This is a genomic window from Streptomyces sp. MI02-7b, from assembly GCF_033793585.1.
Lineage (GTDB): Bacteria > Actinomycetota > Actinomycetes > Streptomycetales > Streptomycetaceae > Actinacidiphila.
The window spans coordinates 1-18,786 of record NZ_JARAWX010000022.1 but is presented as its reverse complement, the minus strand read 5'-3'; the positions used below and the strand labels follow the sequence as shown (position 1 = coordinate 18,786).

General features: G+C 71.6%; 17 protein-coding genes and 1 pseudogene. 8 read left to right on the top strand and 10 right to left on the bottom strand.

Annotation, left to right across the window (positions count from 1 at the left end; all coding sequences use genetic code 11):
• The first annotated feature begins 26 nt into the window (after positions 1 to 26).
• Positions 27 to 893, top strand: coding sequence for a helix-turn-helix transcriptional regulator (locus PV364_RS30300; RefSeq protein WP_319663643.1), 867 nt, complete (start codon positions 27 to 29; stop codon positions 891 to 893).
• A 400-nt stretch (positions 894 to 1,293) separates the two neighbouring features.
• Here PV364_RS30300 and PV364_RS30295 read toward each other — a convergent pair whose 3' ends face one another.
• Entirely contained in the window at positions 1,294 to 2,319 is a 1,026-nt protein-coding gene (locus PV364_RS30295) for an NADP-dependent oxidoreductase (protein WP_319663641.1), read from the bottom strand.
• Between the two features lie 110 nt (positions 2,320 to 2,429).
• Here PV364_RS30295 and PV364_RS30290 point away from each other — a divergent pair, with 110 nt between their 5' ends.
• Positions 2,430 to 3,023, top strand: a complete 594-nt coding sequence (locus tag PV364_RS30290; protein WP_319663640.1) for a TetR/AcrR family transcriptional regulator — start codon at positions 2,430 to 2,432, stop codon at positions 3,021 to 3,023.
• 559 nt (positions 3,024 to 3,582) lie between these two features.
• On the opposite strand, the gene PV364_RS30285 is transcribed toward PV364_RS30290, so the two are convergent.
• Entirely contained in the window at positions 3,583 to 3,786 is a 204-nt protein-coding gene (locus PV364_RS30285) for a hypothetical protein (protein WP_319663639.1), read from the bottom strand.
• Between the two features lie 858 nt (positions 3,787 to 4,644).
• Between PV364_RS30285 and PV364_RS30280 the strand changes: the two genes are divergently transcribed.
• Together PV364_RS30280 and PV364_RS30275 are read left to right on the top strand one after the other, a co-directional pair.
• The gene (locus tag PV364_RS30280; RefSeq protein WP_319663638.1) at positions 4,645 to 4,902 is read left to right on the top strand and encodes a hypothetical protein; all 258 of its coding nucleotides are present in this window, start codon (positions 4,645 to 4,647) and stop codon (positions 4,900 to 4,902) included.
• Positions 4,899 to 5,264, top strand: a complete 366-nt coding sequence (locus tag PV364_RS30275) for a hypothetical protein (RefSeq protein ID WP_319663636.1) — start codon at positions 4,899 to 4,901, stop codon at positions 5,262 to 5,264. The genes PV364_RS30280 and PV364_RS30275 overlap by 4 nt, the downstream gene beginning before the upstream one ends.
• A 280-nt stretch (positions 5,265 to 5,544) precedes the next feature.
• Here PV364_RS30275 and PV364_RS30270 read toward each other — a convergent pair whose 3' ends face one another.
• Positions 5,545 to 6,303, bottom strand: coding sequence for a phosphotransferase (locus PV364_RS30270; protein ID WP_319663635.1), 759 nt, complete (start codon positions 6,301 to 6,303; stop codon positions 5,545 to 5,547).
• Between the two features lie 362 nt (positions 6,304 to 6,665).
• On the opposite strand from PV364_RS30270, the gene PV364_RS30265 reads away from it, so the two are divergent.
• On the top strand, positions 6,666 to 7,031 hold the full coding sequence (locus PV364_RS30265; protein WP_319663634.1) for a DUF3099 domain-containing protein: 366 nt from the start codon (positions 6,666 to 6,668) through the stop codon (positions 7,029 to 7,031).
• Between the two features lie 194 nt (positions 7,032 to 7,225).
• Here the strand turns inward: PV364_RS30265 and PV364_RS30260 are convergent, their stop codons facing one another.
• Both PV364_RS30260 and PV364_RS30255 read right to left on the bottom strand, forming a co-directional pair.
• Positions 7,226 to 7,492: a hypothetical protein gene (locus PV364_RS30260; RefSeq protein WP_319663633.1), complete on the bottom strand. Its 267-nt coding sequence runs from the start codon at positions 7,490 to 7,492 to the stop codon at positions 7,226 to 7,228.
• Positions 7,493 to 8,527: 1,035 nt separating this feature from the next.
• Positions 8,528 to 9,241 (bottom strand): SDR family NAD(P)-dependent oxidoreductase, encoded by a 714-nt coding sequence (locus PV364_RS30255; protein ID WP_319663632.1) that lies wholly within the window; start codon positions 9,239 to 9,241, stop codon positions 8,528 to 8,530.
• A gap of 982 nt (positions 9,242 to 10,223) precedes the next feature.
• Between PV364_RS30255 and PV364_RS30250 the strand changes: the two are divergent.
• A pseudogene (locus tag PV364_RS30250) lies at positions 10,224 to 11,345 on the top strand (IS630 family transposase).
• Positions 11,346 to 11,493: 148 nt separating this feature from the next.
• Here PV364_RS30250 and PV364_RS30245 read toward each other — a convergent pair.
• From PV364_RS30245 to PV364_RS30230, 4 genes are all read right to left on the bottom strand, one after another.
• Entirely contained in the window at positions 11,494 to 12,030 is a 537-nt protein-coding gene (locus PV364_RS30245) for a DinB family protein (RefSeq protein WP_319663631.1), read from the bottom strand.
• Between the two features lie 273 nt (positions 12,031 to 12,303).
• The gene (locus tag PV364_RS30240; protein WP_319663630.1) at positions 12,304 to 13,134 is read right to left on the bottom strand and encodes an oxidoreductase; all 831 of its coding nucleotides are present in this window, start codon (positions 13,132 to 13,134) and stop codon (positions 12,304 to 12,306) included.
• A 15-nt stretch (positions 13,135 to 13,149) separates the two neighbouring features.
• Complete coding sequence (locus PV364_RS30235) at positions 13,150 to 14,025, bottom strand: NAD(P)H-binding protein (RefSeq protein ID WP_319663629.1); 876 nt, start codon at positions 14,023 to 14,025, stop codon at positions 13,150 to 13,152.
• 305 nt (positions 14,026 to 14,330) lie between these two features.
• Entirely contained in the window at positions 14,331 to 14,600 is a 270-nt protein-coding gene (locus PV364_RS30230; RefSeq protein WP_319663628.1) for a hypothetical protein, read from the bottom strand.
• A 111-nt stretch (positions 14,601 to 14,711) separates the two neighbouring features.
• On the opposite strand from PV364_RS30230, the gene PV364_RS30225 reads away from it, so the two are divergent.
• Complete coding sequence (locus PV364_RS30225) at positions 14,712 to 15,338, top strand: TetR/AcrR family transcriptional regulator (protein ID WP_319663627.1); 627 nt, start codon at positions 14,712 to 14,714, stop codon at positions 15,336 to 15,338.
• Between the two features lie 464 nt (positions 15,339 to 15,802).
• On the top strand, positions 15,803 to 16,645 hold the full coding sequence (locus PV364_RS30220; RefSeq protein ID WP_319663625.1) for a phosphotransferase family protein: 843 nt from the start codon (positions 15,803 to 15,805) through the stop codon (positions 16,643 to 16,645).
• A 353-nt stretch (positions 16,646 to 16,998) separates the two neighbouring features.
• Here PV364_RS30220 and PV364_RS30215 read toward each other — a convergent pair whose 3' ends face one another.
• Positions 16,999 to 18,450: a GH1 family beta-glucosidase gene (locus PV364_RS30215; protein ID WP_319663624.1), complete on the bottom strand. Its 1,452-nt coding sequence runs from the start codon at positions 18,448 to 18,450 to the stop codon at positions 16,999 to 17,001.
• Positions 18,451 to 18,786 lie beyond the last annotated feature (336 nt).

Genomic DNA, 18,786 nt, shown 5'->3' with positions numbered 1-18,786 from the left:
AGCGCGACGAGGGCTAGCCTCACCATATGGCCAGGACATCGTCCGCTTCGGGTGACAACAAGGAGCTGAGCGATTTTCTGCGGTCGCGTCGCGCCCAGGTGACTCCCGAGCAGGCCGGGGTCACACCGGGGGCGGGCCGCCGTGTTCCGGGACTGCGCCGCGAGGAGGTCGCCCTGTCGGCCGGATTGAGCGCGGACTACTACATCCGCCTGGAACGCGGACGGGTGGCCAATGCCTCCGACGCGGTGCTGGAGGGCGTGGCCCGCGCCTTGCGGCTGGACGACGTCGAGCGTGCGCACCTGTTCGACCTGGCCAGGCCGCAGTCCGTGGCCAAAGTGAGCCGGTCCGCCCATCCGCGGCGAGTGCGCCCGGGTGCGTACGCACTGCTCGAGGCTCTGCGGGACAGCCCCGCGATGATCCTGAACGGCCGCATGGACGTCCTCGCCCTCAATGCGATGGCGCGCGCGGTATTCGTCGATTTCGAGGCCGTGCCCGTCCGCGAGCGCAATTTGGCGCGATTTGTGCTTCTCGACCCTGTGGCGCGTGAACTGTTTGTCGACTGGGACATGGCTGCCCGCATGGTGGTCACGGGTTTGCGCCTGTATGCGGGCCGGAATCCGGGCGATGCGCAACTGACCGAGCTGATCGATCAGCTATCGGCGGCGGACGCAGATTTTCGCCGATGGTGGGCCGCGCACGACGTGGAGGAATTCTCCCACGGCACCAGACGCTACCGGCACCCCTTGCTCGGCGAAGTCACCCTGAACTACGAGACCCTTGTCCTTCCAGGCGACCCGGGCCAGTGGTTGTTCGTGAGCACAGCCCGACCCGGCTCACGGTCTTCCGCGGCCCTGCGCGCCCTCGCCGACCGGATCGGCGACCCGGGTGCCTAGTCGACGGCACGCTGGGGCCGCGCCCCGCACGGGATGCCGGGGGTCTTCGTGCTCACCGGCGCGAAGGCCGACACGGGGACCCCGCCGGACATGCCGGCCGTCGAACCCGCGCTGACCGGTCACCGCCCGGTCCGGACACCGATCGGCGACCGGCACTGCCGCGGACGGGGGTTCGGACGGCGACCGGCGCAGGCGACGAGTGCGCTCCGGCCGCGGCCGGCCCGCAAGGGCGGACCCGAACAGACCGGCACGGCATTGTGCAGGCCGCTGCGGCAGCCGATCGGTCGAGTCGGTCGACGACACCCTCAGGGGCCTGCAGACCTCGCGGCGCGGCCGTCCGCATCCCGCCGCGACTCCCCGCCCCGACCGCCGCCACCTGGCACATCCGCGTGCGGGCCGGTCAGGCGGCTCGCTCCTGGGCGACGGTCAGCACGATCTTTCCCTGGATGTGCCCTCGGGCGGCGCGTTCGTGCGCGGCCCGGGCATCCGCGAGCGCGAACGTGCTGTCGATCGCGACGCGGACCGTGCCCGCCTCGAGCAGGCGTGCCAGTTCGGCAAGCTGCGCGCCGTTCGAGCGGACCTGGGTGCCCGTGACGGTGACGCCCAGCTCGGCGGTCTCCTCGTCGTCGAATGCACCGAAGAACACGGGGAACTGGGAGCCGCCGCGCCTGAGCGTGCGCAGGAAGCGCTTGCTGTGGGGGCCGCCGACGGCGTCGAGAACGAGGTCGACGTCGTGCACGAGTTCCTCGGGACGGCTCGTGGTGTAGTCGATGAACTCGTCGGCGCCCAGTTCGCGCAGGAACAGTTCGTGCGCGCCCGACGCCACCGCGATGACCCGTGCGCCCTTCCATTTCGCCAGCTGCAGAGCGAAGTGCCCCACGCCGCCCGCGGCGCCGTTGACCAGGACCGTCGTGCCGGCGTCCAGTGGCACCGGGCGGTGCTGCGCCGCCTGGAAGGGCGAGGGGTGGTCGTGGCCGAGCTCGATCAGGAACTGCCACGCGGTGAGCCCGGCCATGGGAGTACCGGCGGCGTGCACGTGATCGATGCCGGCCGGCTTGAGCGCGAGGTCCGACGCGGGCGCGGCCACGTACTCGGCATAGGTGCTGCCGTCGAAGCTGGGGAAGCGCAGGAGGCCGAAGACCTCGTCCCCGACGCGGAAGCCGTCGACATCCGCGGCGACGGCCTCGACGACGCCCGACAGGTCCGTCCCCGGAATCACGGGCAGGCCGAACTTCGGCCTCACCTCCGGGGGCAGGTTGGACATCCCGTCGCGCAGGTACCAGTCGGGGGGATTGACGCCGACCGCGTGCACGCGAACGAGCACCTCACCCGGCCCCGGCTCGGGCATCGGCACCTCGTCGTAGCGCAGAACTTCAGGACCGCCGTGCTCATGGAGCCGGACCGCCCTCATCGTGTGTGTCGGCATCGTCTCTCCTGCCCGCACCGCGGGATAGGCTTATTCGGATCAGCGCTCCACATAAACGGACCACTGATCCGAATATATGGACCACTGATCCGGATAGTCAAGGGGGCCAGATGCGGGCCGACGCCAGGAAGAACCGCGACCACCTGCTCGCGGTCGCGGGCACCGCCATCACCGAGCAGGGCGTCGAGGTGTCACTGCGCGACATCGCACGCAGGGCCGATGTCGGACTCGCGACGTTGCTGCGTCACTTCCCGACGCGCGAGGCGCTGCTCGACGCCCTGCTCCGCACGAGCTTCGACGAGTTGACCGCCAAGGCGGGCGCCCTGGAAACGGCCGGCTCGCCCGACGACGCTCTCGTGTCGTGGCTGCGCGACTGCGTCGCGTGGACCACCGAGTACCGGGGCGCGGTCGTGCTGATGGCAGCCGCCATCGAGGACACCGGGTCCGCACTCCACACCTCGTGCGTCACGCTGCGTGCGGCCGGGGCGCGGCTGCTCACCCGCGCCCAGGCCGCGGGCACGGCGCGGACCGACATGGACGGCGCGGACTTGTTCGCGCTGGTGGCGGCACTCGCCTGGATCGGCGATCAGCACTCGCTCGCGTCACGCGCCGACCACCTCTTCGACATCGTCGCAAGCGCCATCCTGACCGGCGCGACGAGCAGCGGTACCGCAGGGGAACGCCGCCCTCGCACCCGCGGCTGAGACCGTCGCGTGCGCGAACCGGCACTCGGCCCCGGGCTCGACCGGACCGGATCGACGCGGAGTTCGCCCAGGCGGTCGAAGTCACCGGCACCGAAGCGCGCGCTCCCCCGAAGCCGGCCGCGCCGCCGGGCCGCCGCCTGACAGCACGGCCGCCGACAACGGTCACCGTCACCGGCCCCGTCGGGCAGGCTGCCGCATGCGGATCGTCGCGCCGCGCACTCGGATTCACCCCCGACCGGCCACGCCCGCCCGGACACGCCGCCCAACGCCACTGCGCCCGAACTGCCCGACCACCGCGAACCGCACCGGTTCCCGGGCGAGATGCGCCCCCCCGGGGGGGTGGCCGGCGTGAGAACGACATGACTGTTCGTCACTCACGCCAACACCGCGTGGGCATCATCTGTCAGTACCACGCGCCGGGTCGCTGAACCTGCGCCACGGACCCTCGGACGATGACGTTCAGTTCCACCGGCACTCCCCCGCAGGCCATCAGCCGGCCACCGGCAGCAAGAAGGGCCCCGGGCCGGCGCGGCCCCCCTTCCGCCGAAGCGTTCGCACGTCACCCGGCGCAGACCGCCGACGCCACGAAAGTGCTGGGCTGGTCCGATCCGGGGACGATCACCGTCCAACCGTTGCCGATCAGGTCCGAGGACCGCACGGGGACAGACGGCCCCGTCAGGAACGTGAAGCCGCCCCCGGTCACCGTGGTGCCCGGTGGGCACTGGACGGTCGCCACGGAGTCGCCCTCGGTGTTCGTCGGCACCGGCTGACTGGTGACCCTTGTCGTGCGGACAGGTCCGGGCGGACCCGACGGCCCGGGAGGACCCGCGGGGCCCGGCGCACCCGACGGCCCGGGAGGTCCCGCGGGGCCCGCCGGACCGGGCGGACCGGGTGGCCCGGGCCGGCCCGGACGGTTCGGACGGTTCGGGCAGTAGCCGGGCAACGCCGGGACGGAGAAGCACGGGTGGGCCGTGCTCTGCGCGCCACCACGAGCCGCAGCGGGGACCGCGGGAGCCTCCTCGGCACGACCCGTCGACGCCACGGCGACCACGGTGCCGGACGCCAGGGCCGCCATCACTGCCGCCATGCACGCGCCCGCCCTGCGCGACCGCACCCTCCTCCTCGTCGTCGAGAGCGCGGCTGTGCGGATCCCCATGCATCCTCCAAGAGCAGGCGTTCGGGTGGGTGGGCGCTGCACCGCGGACACACCGGCAGCGACCCACAGCAAGATTCATGCCGGGAGATCACTGCTGCACCCGCACCGGCCGACCGGGTGAGGTTTCCCTGCGCGGCCACCGGCACCTGCACAGCCACCCTTCACCGGCCGCACTGGTCCGGTGTTCTCGGATGGCGACCCGCCCCGACGGCACCCGGCTCGCCACCACCGGCAATGACGAGACGGTGCTGCGACCGGCCCCCGGCCGCGCCGGCGCGTCGCCGGCATGGGGCGCGCGAAGGCGGCATCGCGCACATCGTGACCACCCGCCACCTCCCCCGCGCCGCCGTCGACGAGCTCGCGGTCGCACTCGGCCCGAAGCATGCTCCATCCCATGGGGCCCGGCCCCAGACCCGAACCCCCGTTTGCTATGTGCCGATACCAGCGCATAGCTATAGTGCCGGTATGGGAAAGCAGACCAATATCCGGCTGGACGAAGCCGTCAAAGCAGCCGCCGAGGAACGGGCCAAGCGCCGCGGCCTGAGCCTGCAGGGATATGTGGCCGACCTGATCGAGGCCGATGTGAACCAGTCACGCGCCGCCTTCATGGCCGGCGCCGCGGCGTTCCTGGCCGCGTACGCGGAACAGTTCGAGGCGGAGGTCGGCGAGGACCGGTACCCGGGCCTTCCGGACAAGCCGGCGAAGTCACGGGACGCCGCGTGAACCTCCGCATCGATCTCGCCTGGATCCTGGCAGTCGCACAGCAGATTCCGGGAGATCCCCAGGTCGTCGACTACGGCGTCGCGGTCGCGGCGGAAGCACGTCACCGGGCGGAAATCCTTGACCGCGAGGTCTACCCCGAGCCTCATCACAAGGCAGCGGCGCTGCTGTGCGAGCTGGCGAGAAACCCGAGCCTGGAGCTGAGGAACCTGCTCTTCGCGGCCACCGTCACCGCGGCCTACCTGTCGGCGTGCGGCCTGCCGGTGAGCCCTGGCCTGGACACCGTTCTCCCGCTGGCCCGCGCCGCCCGCGACGGGCTCCCGGTGCGGGAGATCGCCGCTCAGATCACGACCTGGACAAGCTGATCCTCTCGTCGGCTCCCTGATCCGGAACGGAATGAGGCGGTAGCGGCTCCACCGGCCGGCGGGCGGTACCCGGGGGCGGCGGAACCCGGGGGACGGTTCGGGTTCCCGGGGCGTCGTGGGGGTCGGGCCCGTCAGCGGGTGGGGTGGGGTGCTCGACCGGAGCGAACAGGATCAGCAGGCAGACCGCCCCGAGACGGATGGCGGACCGTCCGGTGGTCCACGACGTGCCTGCGGGTGCGGATCACGGTGGGCGTGAGGACACCGGCCCGAAAGATCGTGGTCAGGCCAGGGGTGAGGTCAGTTGTGCCGTGCGGTCCAGCCATGCCGCGGCGGCGGCGCCGCGCTGGGCGACGACGTCGTCGGGTTCGCCATTGAGCAGGGCGAAGGGGATCTGCTCAAGGCCGAAGGTGAGATACCAGGTCCACGCACGGTGCAGGGTGCGCCTGTCGACGGCGGCCGCGACCTTGTCCCAGCCGTGCCAGGCCAGACAGGCGGCGTCGACGGCGGGGTCGAAGGGCTGGGCCAGATCCCAGTCCAGCACACCGAGCAGGCGACCGTCTTCGCTCCAGCGCATGTTGCCGCCGGCCAGGTCGCCGTGGACGAGCGACGGCGTGACGGCGGGCAGGTCCAATGCGGCATGGACACGGCGACGCGCTTCGGACCGCCACCCGCGCGGCAGCCGGGGCAGCACGTCCTGCTCCATGATCTCGGCCCACCGCTCACCTCCCGCGTACTCGTGCGGCACCCCCAGCAGACCGTCCAGGTCACGGCAGTCCACCTGCCGCAGCGCGTCCAGCAGCCGGGCGAGCTCCTTCGGCTCTCCGCCCTCGCCCCGCCGGCAAGGCCTGCCCTCCAGCCACGACAGCGCGACGGCGGTGTGCCCCTGCGCCCGGACCACCTCGGACAAGGGGACCGGCACCGCGAACGGCAAGTCCGCCTCCGCCAGACGGCGCAGAAGTTCGGTACGCCGGGGCAGCGCGGCGACCGCGGTGGAGTTCTTGGCGATGCGCACGACGGCGACGCCGGCAAGCAGCACCACGTGGTGAGAGCCGCCACTCGCGAAAGCCGCACCGCGAAGATCTTCTCCGGGCAGCACGGCCGCGGCGACAGCGAGCAGTTCCTCGGGCACCCGGCCAAGCACCGTGACTCCTCCCCCGGCTGACGCCGGGGCCTTCTCGCTGCGCCGGGTTGGCGTCGCGACGGAGCAGCCCGGCCCACGGCAGTGTACCGGGACAGCCTTGTCGATCAGCCTGCCGGCCACCGCCGCTCAGCACCCGGGCTCTACGGGCGGGCGCTGTCACACCGCGGCGGCTTGCCCGGTCTTGGTTATGGCAGATCCACGGCGTGCCGTGGACGGTGCCGGAACCGGGGGCTTCCGGCGTGTGGAACGAGTGGTGGAACGTGACGTGGAAGCAAAGCGGCAACCAGGTCTTCCGGATTACCGGGGTCGCGGCCGGGCTCTCGGACGACGTCCGGGCCAGACAGCGGCGCTACATCATCTCGATGTCGGTCCGGACGGTGTCGTTCGTCCTCGCCGTCGTGCTGTGGCAGGTCTCCACGCCCCTGGCCTGGATCACGCTGGTCCTGGGGCTCGTACTGCCCTATGTCGAGGTCGTCGTCGCCAACGCCGGGCGGGAGAACGCCCGCGGAGTGCCCACCACCCACCTCGCACCACCGGAACCGCCCACCCTCGGCCCCGGCAGGGCACCGCTGCCGTCGCAGCGGAATCCGGAACAGGACGCAGGCTCGCCCTCCGGCCGCAGCTGAGCCCGACGCAGACGCCCGGGCTCAAGGCCGCCCGTGCACGCCGTACCGCACGGGACAGCGCACAGGATGATGCAGGGGGTACCAGGTGCATCGGCGCAAGGTGGTGTGCACGACGCAGACCGCGCTCGTGGAAGCCGGAGCCCGTCTCGGTGCCGTCGCCCGCGAGGTCAGCGCCACCGGTGAACCGGTCGCCATCACCGACCACGGCCAGACCGTCGCGATACTCGTCGGCTTGCACGGTTCTGGCCCAGGGCGAGGGGCAGCGTCGGGACCTGATCGCCTTCCTGAACCGCGACCTGCTCATCGCCCCGTGGCCAGTGCTGCGGACCCTGATCGACCGTCCCCTGCGCGACGCCCTGGGAGAACGGCTGCCCGCAGCTGCCCACCGGCAAGGCCGCAGCTGCCGCGTGAACCTCTTCGCGCTGCATCGTCGCCTCCTGGGCGACGTCCTCGACGTCCAAAAGCCGTACCCCTGGCGATCAACGGCAGGGCACCCGCTCACCGATGGCTGGGGGAGAACGGGTCGTCAGGCCGGGCACCAAAGCCCCTGGTGGTTCGAGTTGCCGTCCTGGTGAGCGGCTGAGCGACCCCGGCGGTCGTTGCCGTACCACCGTCGGCACTCCTCACGGGCGGCCCACGAACACAAGCCTCAGCCTCGTACCCGATTGGCACCATCACTGCCGCAGCCGCGTCGTCTCGGCAACCGCCCCGGTCTTTGCCGAAGGCCGTGACTGCTCGACGTCTCGCGCGCACCGTGTGCACGATGTGTCAGATGCGGCCTGGTCGGGGCCGCCGTGCCTGGACGGAGGGCTCGTGCGTGTCTTTTTCGTCTTCCTCCGGATGGTGCACGGCACCCTCCGGGGCCTGGAAGAGGCCTGTCGTCGCAGGGCGCGGCAGGCGCGGCGCCGTCGGGTGGGGCATCACCGGTTCCGGCGCGGAGAACAGGGGCACCACGGGAGTCTTGGACGGGCCTGACGGCGCCGGTTGGCGCCGAGCCACGGGAGTGTTGTTCATTGCTGCCCAGTATGCGCCCTTGGCGACTCGTGCTCCGCGCAAGCGGCGCGATCCTGGGGTGGCGCTGGGGGAACCCGACGGACTGCCGAGGCCACTGGCGCGGGTCGCTGGTGGGGCGGCGCTGACCGCGCCGTCGGAGGCGTTCGGGGGTGGGCCGGGCGGTAGGCGACGGCGAGGACTACCGACAGGTCGAGGTCGACGTGATCCACGGGCAGGGCCGCGATGTGCTCGACGGCGCCGGGGCGGACACGGTCGGCCTCGACCAGGGCGCAGCCGGGAGGCGGGCCCGGCCGGCGCCCCACGACCCGGCCCTCGACCCCACCCAAAAAACCACGCCGTCCGCCACTGCCGTCCCAGCCGCGGCGCCGGCGCATCCCGGCTCCTGCGTGAGCAGGGATGCCCCGAGCAGGAGCCGGTTTCTCCTGGCCGGCCGGGGACCGGGTCACCAGCGTCCCGGTGTCCGGGGCCTGCAGGTGTGCGCGTCAGTGGCCGGCGCTCTGACCGCCGTCGACGTACAGGATCTCGCCGGTGACGAACGAGGCGTTCTCCAGGTAGAGCACCGCGTCGACGATGTCGCTGATTTCGCCCATGCGGCCCACCGGGTGCAGGCCCGCGTAGGTCTCGTGGTACTCCACGGCGTGCATGGGGGTCTTGATGATGCCCGGGGCGACGGCGTTGGAGCGGATGCCGCGGGTGGCGTACTCGATGGCCAGGGACTTGGTGGCGGACTGCAGGCCGCCCTTGGTCAGCGAGGCGAGCACCGAGGGCACGTTGGAGTTGGCAGCCTCGACCAGGCTGGTGGTGATGTTCACGATGTGACCGCCGCCCTGGGCGAGCATGTGCGGGACGGCGAGCTGGGTGATGCGGAAGAAGCCGGCCACGTTGACGCCGATCGCCGCGGCGAAGTCGTCCTGCGTGTAGTCGTGGAAGGGCTTGGCGATGAAGATGCCGGCGTTGTTGATCAGGGTGTCGATCCGGCCGAAGCGCTCCACGCCCGCGGCGATGACACGCTCGGCGGTGGCCGGGTCGGAGATGTCGCCCTGGACGGTGAGGACTCCCTCGTCGTGCGATGCAGGGATGGTGCGCGAGGTCGCAACGACCGCGTAGCCGAGCTTGCGGTAGCCCTCGACCATCCCGGCGCCCAGACCCTGAGACGCGCCGGTGATGACAGCAACCTTCTGATCCTGAGTGCCCATGGTGACCTTCTTCCGAAGAAACGTCTTACCCGACCAACAACTAGCCGGTCGGTCGACTACCAAGGTAGACGACCGGTCGATTAACGTCAAAGTCCTGGAACGGGAGGACCCCACCCGATCGCGACCCCGGGCCGGGGGGTAGGGGATGCCGGAAACCGGTGCAGCACGCCCGCTCGGCGACTTCTCACGCCGGTCCGGCCGGCCCGGCGGTGCGTGGCCACGGGCACAGCGCAAGCCGGTGACGTCTGCGAGGAGCCCGTGACCTGCGACGGTGAGCGGACCCTTGCTCCTCACCGGTGATCAGTGGCCACTCACCGACCCCAGATGATGCTGCTGGATTGTGACTTTGACCCCTGATTTCGGTGCGTGAATCGGTGAGTGCCACCGGGCTCCCAGCGCCCATCAGCCCGGAAGCCGACATCAACACACCTCGGCATCCGTCCGCCACCCCCGCCGTTCCTGCCGCCTTCGCTGAAGCAGGCACGCCTGAGCAGGACGTGTCCGTCCCGCACCGGCAGCGGCCACACCGCCGGAGACAGCAGTCACGGCCAGACACCGGACTCGCCCGCACTCCACGGCCCACATTCCCAGGCCACGGGCACAGCCCGGCCGGTGACGCCCGCTCAGCCGGTCATGCCACAGCTTCGGCCCGCCCCGGACAGCCTGCAACCGTCCGATGCAATCCGGCACGGGAATGCCGACTGCCTCCTCGGTCGGGGCGCCCAATACATCGTGATCGTCAAGGACAACCAGAAGAACTCGCCCGCGACCACGGGAAGACCGATGTCGTGCACCATGTCCGAGACACCACCTTCGCCGAGGACGCCTCCCAGAGGCGGACCGGCAACGCGCGTCGCACGATGGCCGTCTGGCGCAGCATCGCCATCGGAGCCCGCCCACGCGGACAGCGTGAAGTACATCGAGGCCGGCCTCCGCCGGCGGCTGGATATGGGCGACGTCCGATCCGACCGCTGGAGGTGCGGTGGCCGAGCGTGTCCGCGTGCGCAGACTGACCGACCAGGAAGGGCAGAAGCTGCAGCAGATCGTGCGCCGGGGCAGCACCAGCTCGGTGCGCTATCGGCGCGCGATGATGCTGCCGGCCTCGGCCGGTGGGAACCGCGTGCCGGTGATCGCCCAGCTGGTGCAGGCCGACGAGGACACCGTGCGCGATGTGATCCACCGCTTCAACGAGATCGGCCTGGCCTGCCTGGACCCCAAGTGGGCGGGAGGCCGTCCCCGCCGACTCAGCTCTGACCACGAGGAGTCGTCATCCAGACGGCCACCACCCGCCCCACCAAGCTCGGCCAGCCCTTCACCCGCTGGTCACTGCGCAAGCTCGCCGCTTACCTGCGCAAGGTCCACGGCAGGGTGATCCGCATCGGCCGCGAGAGCTTACGCGGCCTGCTCGCCCGCCGCGGTGTCACCTTCCAGCGCACCACGACCTGGAAGGAATCCCCCGACCCCGAGCGCGACACCAAGCTCGACCGCATCGAGCACGTCCTTGACCGCTTCCCCCGACCGCGTCTTCGCCTTCGACGAGTTCGGCCCACTGGGAATCCGGCCCACCGGCGGCAGCTGCTGGGCCGAACAGACCCGGCCCGACCGGGTGCCGGCGACCTACCACCGCACCCACGCCGTGCGGTACTTCCAGGGCTGCTACTCGGTCGGCGACGAGACCCTACGGGGCGTCAACCGGCGCAAGAAGGGCGCCGGGAACACGCTGGCCGCGCTGAAGTCGATCCGCGCCGCCCGTCCCGACGGTGCTCCGGTCTACGTGATCCTGGACAACCTGTCCGCCCACAAGGGCGCCGACATCCGTCGCTGGGCGAAGAAGCACAAGGTCGAGTTGTGCTTCACCCCGGCGTACGCCTCGTGGGCCAACCCCATCGAAGCCCACTTCGGACCGCTGCGGCAGTTCGCCGTCGCCAACTCGAACTACCCCAACCACACCGTGCAGACCCAGGCGTTGCACGCCTACCTGCGGTGGCGCAACGCCAACGCCCGCCACCGCGACATCCTGGCCGCCGAACGCAGGGAACGCGCCCGCATCCGCAGCGAGAAAGGTATCCGCTGGGGCGGTCGGCCCCTCGCCACGGCGGTGTGACCGCCGGCGATATGTGGCCAGGGGCGGTCGCAGGACCCCTGGTGACCAGCCTGTACCCACGGGTGGTTGGCTATCTTGCCGCTGGTCGGTACGGTAGCGATTCGTCGCATGCCGGGCCGAGGCACGCTTCGTGGGGCGCAGCGGTCGGCTACTCGCCGGTGGCGCCATCGATGGCCTCGCGGAGGAGATCCGCATGGCCGACGTGGCGGGCGTACTCCTCGATCACGTGTTCAAGGACGAACCGCACATCGGTGTCACCGAACTCCTGATTCGGCACGATGCGCGCGAGGTCGACGGTCACCTTCGCGAACACCTGCCGCGACTCCTCGCACGCCTTCAGGTAGTCCTCGTGGACGTCCCTGGCCGGCGTAGCGTCCGACTCGTCGTACCACTCGCCACCGTCAGCGGTGACGTAGGTCTGATAAGGGAAGAAGCGAGGCGTCGTGCCCGCCAACGTCCGCTGGAACCAGGCACGCTCAACCCCCTGCAGATGGCGCATGAGCCCCAGCAGGGTCAACGCCGACGACCGCACAGGACGCAGCCGCAGTTGTGCATCCGAGAGGCCCTCGCACTTCCACAAGAAGGTCGCTCGGTGGTAGTCGAGATTCGAGGCGATCACCTCCAGCCACGGGCCCGATACTGCGCGCTCAGGCCGGACGATCTTCTGGACCACAATGTCGCTCACGCTGGCTCCTCCTTACGGGTCATCAGGCTTGGTCGAGTCCGTACGTGCCCACGATCCGAGGACTGGGCGGCGTCTTTACTGGCGCCTCGCGAGCACGTCCGCCCAAGAAGACCTCTGTTCGTATCGGAACTCATCGCTCGATGCCGCGACGGGAGTGGCCATCCACGCCTGCGAGTGGCCAGGTATCGCTGCAAGTCAGGGCGGCCTCAACGACCCGGCGAACCTATGCGGTCAGAGCACTACGCCGGAGCCCTGACCGTACAGAGCGCAGCCTTATGCGTGATCGGTGGAGAGGGCGACGTGACGCCAGGCGTCCATCTCCTTGCGGAAGGTGTCCAGTTTGGCGTCGAAGGCGTGCAGGGTGTCTGCGCCGAGCGGAAGGCGCAGGGGCGGTTCGGGGGTGGCGGCGATCTCGACGATGGCGTGGGCGGCCTTGGCCGGGTCGCCGGGCTGGGCGTGGTTCAGGCTCGCGGCGGCCGCGCGCATCGCACCGACGGTGGGCGCGTAGTCGTCGATCGCGTCGGGTCCGGTGTGCAGGCTGGCGGGATCGAGGAAGTCGGTGCGGAAGAAACCCGGTTCCACGAGTGTCACGTGGATGCCCAAGGGTGCCAGTTCGGTGTGGAGGGTCTCGGTGAAGCCTTCGACGGCGAACTTGGTGGAGGCGTAGATGCCCCAGCCCGGCGCGGTGGCGAAGCCCACGATGGAGCTGATGTTGATCACGTGGCCGGCGCGCTGGCGCCGCAGTACCGGCAGTACGGCGCGCTGTACGGCCAGCGGGCCGAACACGTTGGTCTCGTACACCGCGCGGACCGCGGCGTCCTCGGACTCTTCGACGGCGGCGAGCAGGCCGGTGCCGGCGTTGTTGACCAGGACGTCGATCCGGCCGAACCTGCCGACCGCGTCGTCGACGGCCGCTTGGATGCTTCGCGGGTCGGTCACGTCCAGCGGCGCGGTGAGCAGTGCGTCGCCGGCGTCGGGAAACCGCTCGCGGACGGTTTCGGGGTTCCTGGCGGTCGCGACCACCTGGTGGCCGGCGGCGAGGGCGGCACGGGTGATTTCCCGGCCGAAGCCCCGCGACGATCCTGTGATGAACCAGACGCTCATGGTGTTCTCCGGTATTCAGGCGGTGGGCAGGGTGAAGGCAGCGCGGTTCTGGGCGATGAAACCCTCGACGTCGAGGGGGTCACTGCCGCCGATCGTCCTCACCAGGTCGTTGGTGCCGGCGAAGACGCCGTTGCGGTAGTCGACGGCCACGGCGAGCAGGTGCTGGACGAGGTGGTCCGGCGCGCCGCGCCCGTGCAGGATGGCGGCGAATTCGTCGAGTTCGACGGGGACGTAGGTGACTTGGCACTCCAGCGCCTTCGACATCTTCTCGGCGATCTCGTAGTGGTCGAGCTCCTCGGCTCCGTGCAGCGGGTAGATCTGGCCGGCGTGGGGGGCGGGGTCTTCCAGGATGGCCGCGATCACCTTCGCCTGGTCGCTCTCCGCGATGGGGGCGTGGCGTCCGTCGGCGAACGGCAGGCGCAGTTCGCCGGTGCCGTCGGCCCAGGTGTCGACCAGCCACTGGGCGAAGAAGGTCGGGCGGATGTGGGTGACCGGGACCGGGGCCCGGTCCAGGACGCGTTCGGCGACCCAGTGCTGGCGGGCGGCGTTGCTGGCGGTGTCGCGGCGGGCGGATATCTGCGACATGTTCACGATCGCCTGGACCCCGTTCTCCTCCGCCGCCCGGGCCACGTTCACGGTCGCGTCCATCAGGCCGGGGCGGATCGGATAGGTGAAGTAGAGGGCGTCGATCCCCTTGGCCGACCGGGCCAGAGAGTCCAGGTCCAGGACGTCGCCTTCCACGACGTCCGCCCCGAGGCCGGCGAGCCGCTCGGCGCGTGCGTCGAGGCCGCGGACAAGTGCGCGGACGCGGTGACCGCGCCGGAGCAGGAGTTCGGTGGTGCGGCCGCCGGTCTTGCCGGTGGCCCCGATCACGAGGAGGTTGCGTTCCATGAGGGAGATCTCCGTTTCTTCAGGGGCTGACGGGAACCGCGGCGCCGGTCCTTTCGGGGCCGATGCCGCAGATGACGGGGGCGCTTCCGCCCCCGTCAGGAGGCCGTGATCGCTTGCGCTCCGGCCCCCCAGTGGCTGCGGCCGTGCGGTCAGGGGTGTGCGGCGGGACCGGAGGGCGAGCAGCGCGGCGGCTGCGGCGACCCCGGCGCCGGGCCCGGGCCGGCCCGGGCAGGGCCGAACCCGGCGGCCGCGGGCTGGGGGTGACAGCAACCGGGGCCACACCCACGCACTGCCGACCTGCCGGCTCATGTCGCGCACGGCGCTGCCCGGGGTGGGGCGTTGGGGTGCGAGGGCGGCAGAACCCACCAGACGCCCACGGTACTCACGCGCGGGAACGACCGGCCGATCCCGGCCAGGGCGACGTCCACGGCGAAGGAGTCGAGCTGCGCCGTGCAGGCGGCGGCACCCGGCACCGCCATGACGCTCCGGCGCCGCGGACGGCCCTCCTCCGCGGCTGCCACGGCCGGGCCGGCGGGCCGCGCGGCGGCTGCCTGCGGTGAAGCCTGTGCGGACATGTCGTCCACCCCTTCCCCTAAATGGGCTTGCCAGCCCTTTTTTGGGCCGGACCTCATGGAACACCACACGAAAGAGGCTGTCAAGCCCCTTTTTCGTGGTAGGGTCGGCCCATGACTGCGAGCAGCGAAGCGTCGGCCCGGAAGCTGACCCCCAAGGGACTGGCCACGCGCGAACGCATCATCAAGGCGGCCGCGGATCTGATCTACGAGCACGGCGTGCAGAACACCAACAACGAGCAGATCCGCGCCGCCACCGGGGTCAGCGGTTCCCAGCTGACCCGGCACTTCCCCACCAAGGAGTCCCTGGTGCGTGCGGTGCTCGCCTGGCAGGCCGACACCATCGTCGCCCGCCATCAGGTCCCCGACCTGGGCGGGCTGGACAGCTTCGCCGCGCTGCGCCGCTGGGCCGACTCCTACATCGCCTCGCAGGACATGGTGCGCGGCGGGTGCACGTTCGGCTCCCTGGCCGCCGAAGTCGTCAAGGCCACCCCCTCCCACCGCGACGCGGTGGCCGACGGCTTCGAGCGATGGCAGGAGCTGTTCCGCAACGGTCTGAGCGCGATGCGCGAGCGCGGCGAGCTGCGGCCGGAGGCCGACCCGGTCGCTCTCGCCCACCTGCTCACGGCCGCATTCCAGGGCGGAGCCCTACTGGACCAGGCAGCCGACGACGTCACGCCGCTGCGCGACGCACTCCACGGAGCCCTGGCCTACATCGAGTCGTTCGCCGTGCAGGGGTGAGCGGCCCGGCAGCGGTCCGCCACCCGGCGGCAACCGGTGGGATCGCACGCTGCCCCCGGGGGCCGGGGCTCCGGCGTACGCGGCGGGCGTTTGTTTCCCGGTCGGCCGAGCCCGGCGAGCGGGGCAACCGGGCGGTCCGCGCGGCGGGCGTCCGTGCCGCAGCCCGGCGGCGAGGCTGTTCGCACCGGCCGGCCGCAGCGCCCCGATGACAAGGTCGCACCACGCGGCCATCGCGCGGTGCCGGTCCGGTGTCGCGAACGCGGCGGCACACCTGCGTGGACGTCGACGATTGCGGCGCGGACGCCTCCCGTCACGGCCGGGTATCCTCCTCGACCCGGCCGCCCCAGGAATCGCCCCCCTCTCCTGCCAGGCCCCCCGGGCGGCAGAGCCGCTGCTCGGTCGCCGGCGGGCGGGTGCGTACCGGGGCCCGGTGAACGGGCAGACCATCGGAAGGGAATGACGGCGTGGGCCACGAAGTACCCGCGGACCTGCTGGAGATCGTCGACGCACTCCTGCCGGGCACCCGGCTGGACCGGGCCCGGCTGGCAGCCGACGGCAACATCCACCACGTCGTGCTGCTGCCCGGCATCGCGGCCGTGCGGATCAGCCGGCGACCGTCCGGGGCGCAGGCACTGCCGCGGCGCACGGAACTGCTGCGGGCCATCGGGGCCGCCGGCCTGCCGTTCGCCGTGCCGCAGCCGCTCACAGCGGTCACCGACTTCGACGGGCGCGCCGCCGTCGCCGTGTCCTGGATCGACGGCACGGCATGGCCCGAGGGCGAAGGCGACCCGCGGCAGATCGGCGAACTCCTGCGCGCCCTGCGCGAAGTACCGCTGACGGCCGGGCTGCGCCGCGCCCTGGCCGCCGGCCAGGAGCCGGCCCCGGTACGGGGCTGGGCCGCCGTCCTGGCCGAGGACGTCATCCCCCGCCTGCCCGCACGCTGGCGCGACGAAGGCCGCCGGCGCCTGGACCACGCGATGGCCCTGGACCCCGTCCCGGACGCGCTCGTGCACGGCGACCTCGGCGGCTCCAACGTCCACTGGGGCCCCGACGGGAAGCTGATCGGTGTCCTGGACTGGGATGCGGCCCTGGCCTTCGACCCCGCCGTCGACGCGGCCTGCATGGCCTGGCACGGCTGGGACACCCTCCGCCGCGCCGTCGACCCCGACACCTACCGGCGCGCCCGCATCTGGGACCAGACCTTCGGCATCGGGCACCTCATCGCGGTCCTGCCCGGCACATCCCTGGCGAACGTGGACAGCTACGTCGACCACATCGTGCCCTGGCTCGAACACCACCCCCAGTGAACGGACGTGGACGGCCCCGACCCGCCCGGCCCCCTGTGCGGCGCCGCGCTCGAGGGCGTTCTTGGGGACCGGCCGGCTGGAGGGCGGTGTCGGCCGCCAGCCACTGCCGGCCTCGCCCGCTTCCCGGCCGACCCACGCCCACACCTACCGCGCTGCGCAGCGCGGTCGCCCTCGGTCAGGTCACCAGTGACGCCACCCCATGACGCACCAGCAGTCCCCGGGAACGGCGATGCGCGATCCCCCGCCCCGGGCATCAGCCGCTGCCGGGCCGGCCGCGGGTCCGGGAACAGGCAGGGGCGCCGCCGCACGAAGGCGGCGGCGCCCCTTTCGGGCCGGACGGGTCCGGGCCCGGGTCAGGCGTCGGTGGCCGGCAGCGCGTTCTGGCGGATCACGCCCGCGTACCAGTGGGCGCTCGCCTTCGGGATGCGGCGCTGGGTGGCGTAGTCGACGTAGATGGTGCCGAACCGCTTGGAGTAGCCGTAGGACCACTCGAAGTTGTCCAGCAGGGACCACAGGAAGTAGCCGCGCACGTCCGCGCCGTCGGCGACGGCCTGGCGGACCGCGTCCAGGTGGGCGTGCAGGTAGGCGATGCGCTGCGGGTCGTTGACCACGCCCTCGGGCGAGGCGTAGTCGTCGAAGGCCGCACCGTTCTCGGTGACCATCAGCGGCAGTTCGGGGTGCGAGGCCGCCAGGTCGGTGAGCAGGGTGTGCAGCCCGCTGGGGTCGATGGCCCAGTTCATCGCCGTGAGGTTGTCGTTGGCCAGGTGGAAGGCGATGTGCTCCGAGCCCGTCCACGGCGAGTGGTCGCTCGCGCCGTGGCCGTCGTTCTTGGTGGTGCCGGCGCCGTCGGCGGGCAGCGAGACCACCGTCGGGGAGTAGTAGTTGACGCCCAGGACGTCGATCGGGCGGGAGATCTCCGCCAGGTCGCCGTCGTGCACCAGACGGTCCCAGTCGACCAGGTGCCGGGTGTCCTGGCGCAGGTCCTCGGGGTAGACGCCGTCCAGGATCGGGGAGGTGAAGATCCGGTTGCCGACGGCGTCGATCCGGCGGGCGGCCTCGGCGTCACCGGCACTGTCGGTCAGCGGCCGCACCTGGTGCAGATTGAGCGTGATCGAGGTCTGCGCGGACGCCGGCAGCGCCGCACGCAGCGCACCGATCGCCAGCCCGTGCCCCAGGTTCAGGTGATGCGCCGCGCGCAGCGTGGCGGCCGGGTCGGTACGGCCCGGGGCGTGAACGCCCGAACCGTAGCCCAGGAACGCCGAGCACCACGGCTCGTTCAAAGTCGTCCACACCCCGACCCGGTCACCCAGCGCGCCGGCCATGATGCCCGCGTACTCCGCGAAACGCAGGGCGGTGTCACGGTGCGGCCAGCCCCCGGCGTCCTCCAGCTCCTGCGGCAGGTCCCAGTGGTACAAGGTCGCGACGGGGGTGATGCCCGCCTCCAGCAGCTCGTCGGTCAGCCGCCGGTAGAAGTCCAGACCCCGCTCGACGGCCGGCCCGCGGCCGGTGGGCTGCACCCGCGACCAGGAGACGGAAAAACGATAGGCCTGCAGGCCCAGGTCCTTCATCAAAGCGACGTCGTCACGGTAACGGTGGTAGTGATCGGCGGCGATGTCACCGGTGTCACCGTTGCGGACCTTCCCCGGCGTGTGACTGAAGGTGTCCCAGATCGAAGGGGTCCGGCCGTCCTCGGCAGCGGCGCCCTCGACCTGGTACGCGGCAGTGGCCGCTCCCCAGATGAAACCGGGCGGGAAAGAAGTGGCCGAGGCCGGCCGGGGGCTCGCCTCGGGTCGTACGGCGGTCATCGTGAGAACGCTCCCAAAATATCGGCTGAACGAACCGGACAGCAGGATCCGGCCCAAAGGAAGGACAACAAGCGACAAACAGCCCCGAGGAGTGCACCCCGGACGGCGAGTACAGGCCCGCCGGGCGAAGACCCGCCCCCGAAGGAGACGAGCCCCAGCGGGCGGATGCGGGCCCCGAAGGAGACGGGGCCCCGGGGCGGGCGGGGCGGGTACGGGTGCCGGGCGGGTGCCCGCCGCCCGGAACGGTCCGTCCGGGGCCCGGGGTCATCGGTGGGCCGGCCGCACCGGGCCGGACCGTCCGGCCGGCCGCGCCGCCCGCGGCCGGCGGATGCGGGC

Excerpts from the sequence above, each read along its gene's own strand:
- PV364_RS30225 (WP_319663627.1), top strand. The coding sequence starts at position 14,712 with ATGACTGCGAGCAGCGAAGCGTCGGCCCGGAAGCTGACCCCCAAGGGA.
- PV364_RS30295 (WP_319663641.1), bottom strand. The coding sequence starts at position 2,319 with ATGCCGACACACACGATGAGGGCGGTCCGGCTCCATGAGCACGGCGGT.
- PV364_RS30230 (WP_319663628.1), bottom strand. The coding sequence starts at position 14,600 with ATGTCCGCACAGGCTTCACCGCAGGCAGCCGCCGCGCGGCCCGCCGGC.
- PV364_RS30240 (WP_319663630.1), bottom strand. The coding sequence starts at position 13,134 with ATGAGCGTCTGGTTCATCACAGGATCGTCGCGGGGCTTCGGCCGGGAA.
- PV364_RS30255 (WP_319663632.1), bottom strand. The coding sequence starts at position 9,241 with ATGGGCACTCAGGATCAGAAGGTTGCTGTCATCACCGGCGCGTCTCAG.
- PV364_RS30300 (WP_319663643.1), top strand. The coding sequence starts at position 27 with ATGGCCAGGACATCGTCCGCTTCGGGTGACAACAAGGAGCTGAGCGAT.
- PV364_RS30215 (WP_319663624.1), bottom strand. The coding sequence starts at position 18,450 with ATGACCGCCGTACGACCCGAGGCGAGCCCCCGGCCGGCCTCGGCCACT.
- PV364_RS30290 (WP_319663640.1), top strand. The coding sequence starts at position 2,430 with ATGCGGGCCGACGCCAGGAAGAACCGCGACCACCTGCTCGCGGTCGCG.
- PV364_RS30235 (WP_319663629.1), bottom strand. The coding sequence starts at position 14,025 with ATGGAACGCAACCTCCTCGTGATCGGGGCCACCGGCAAGACCGGCGGC.
- PV364_RS30280 (WP_319663638.1), top strand. The coding sequence starts at position 4,645 with ATGGGAAAGCAGACCAATATCCGGCTGGACGAAGCCGTCAAAGCAGCC.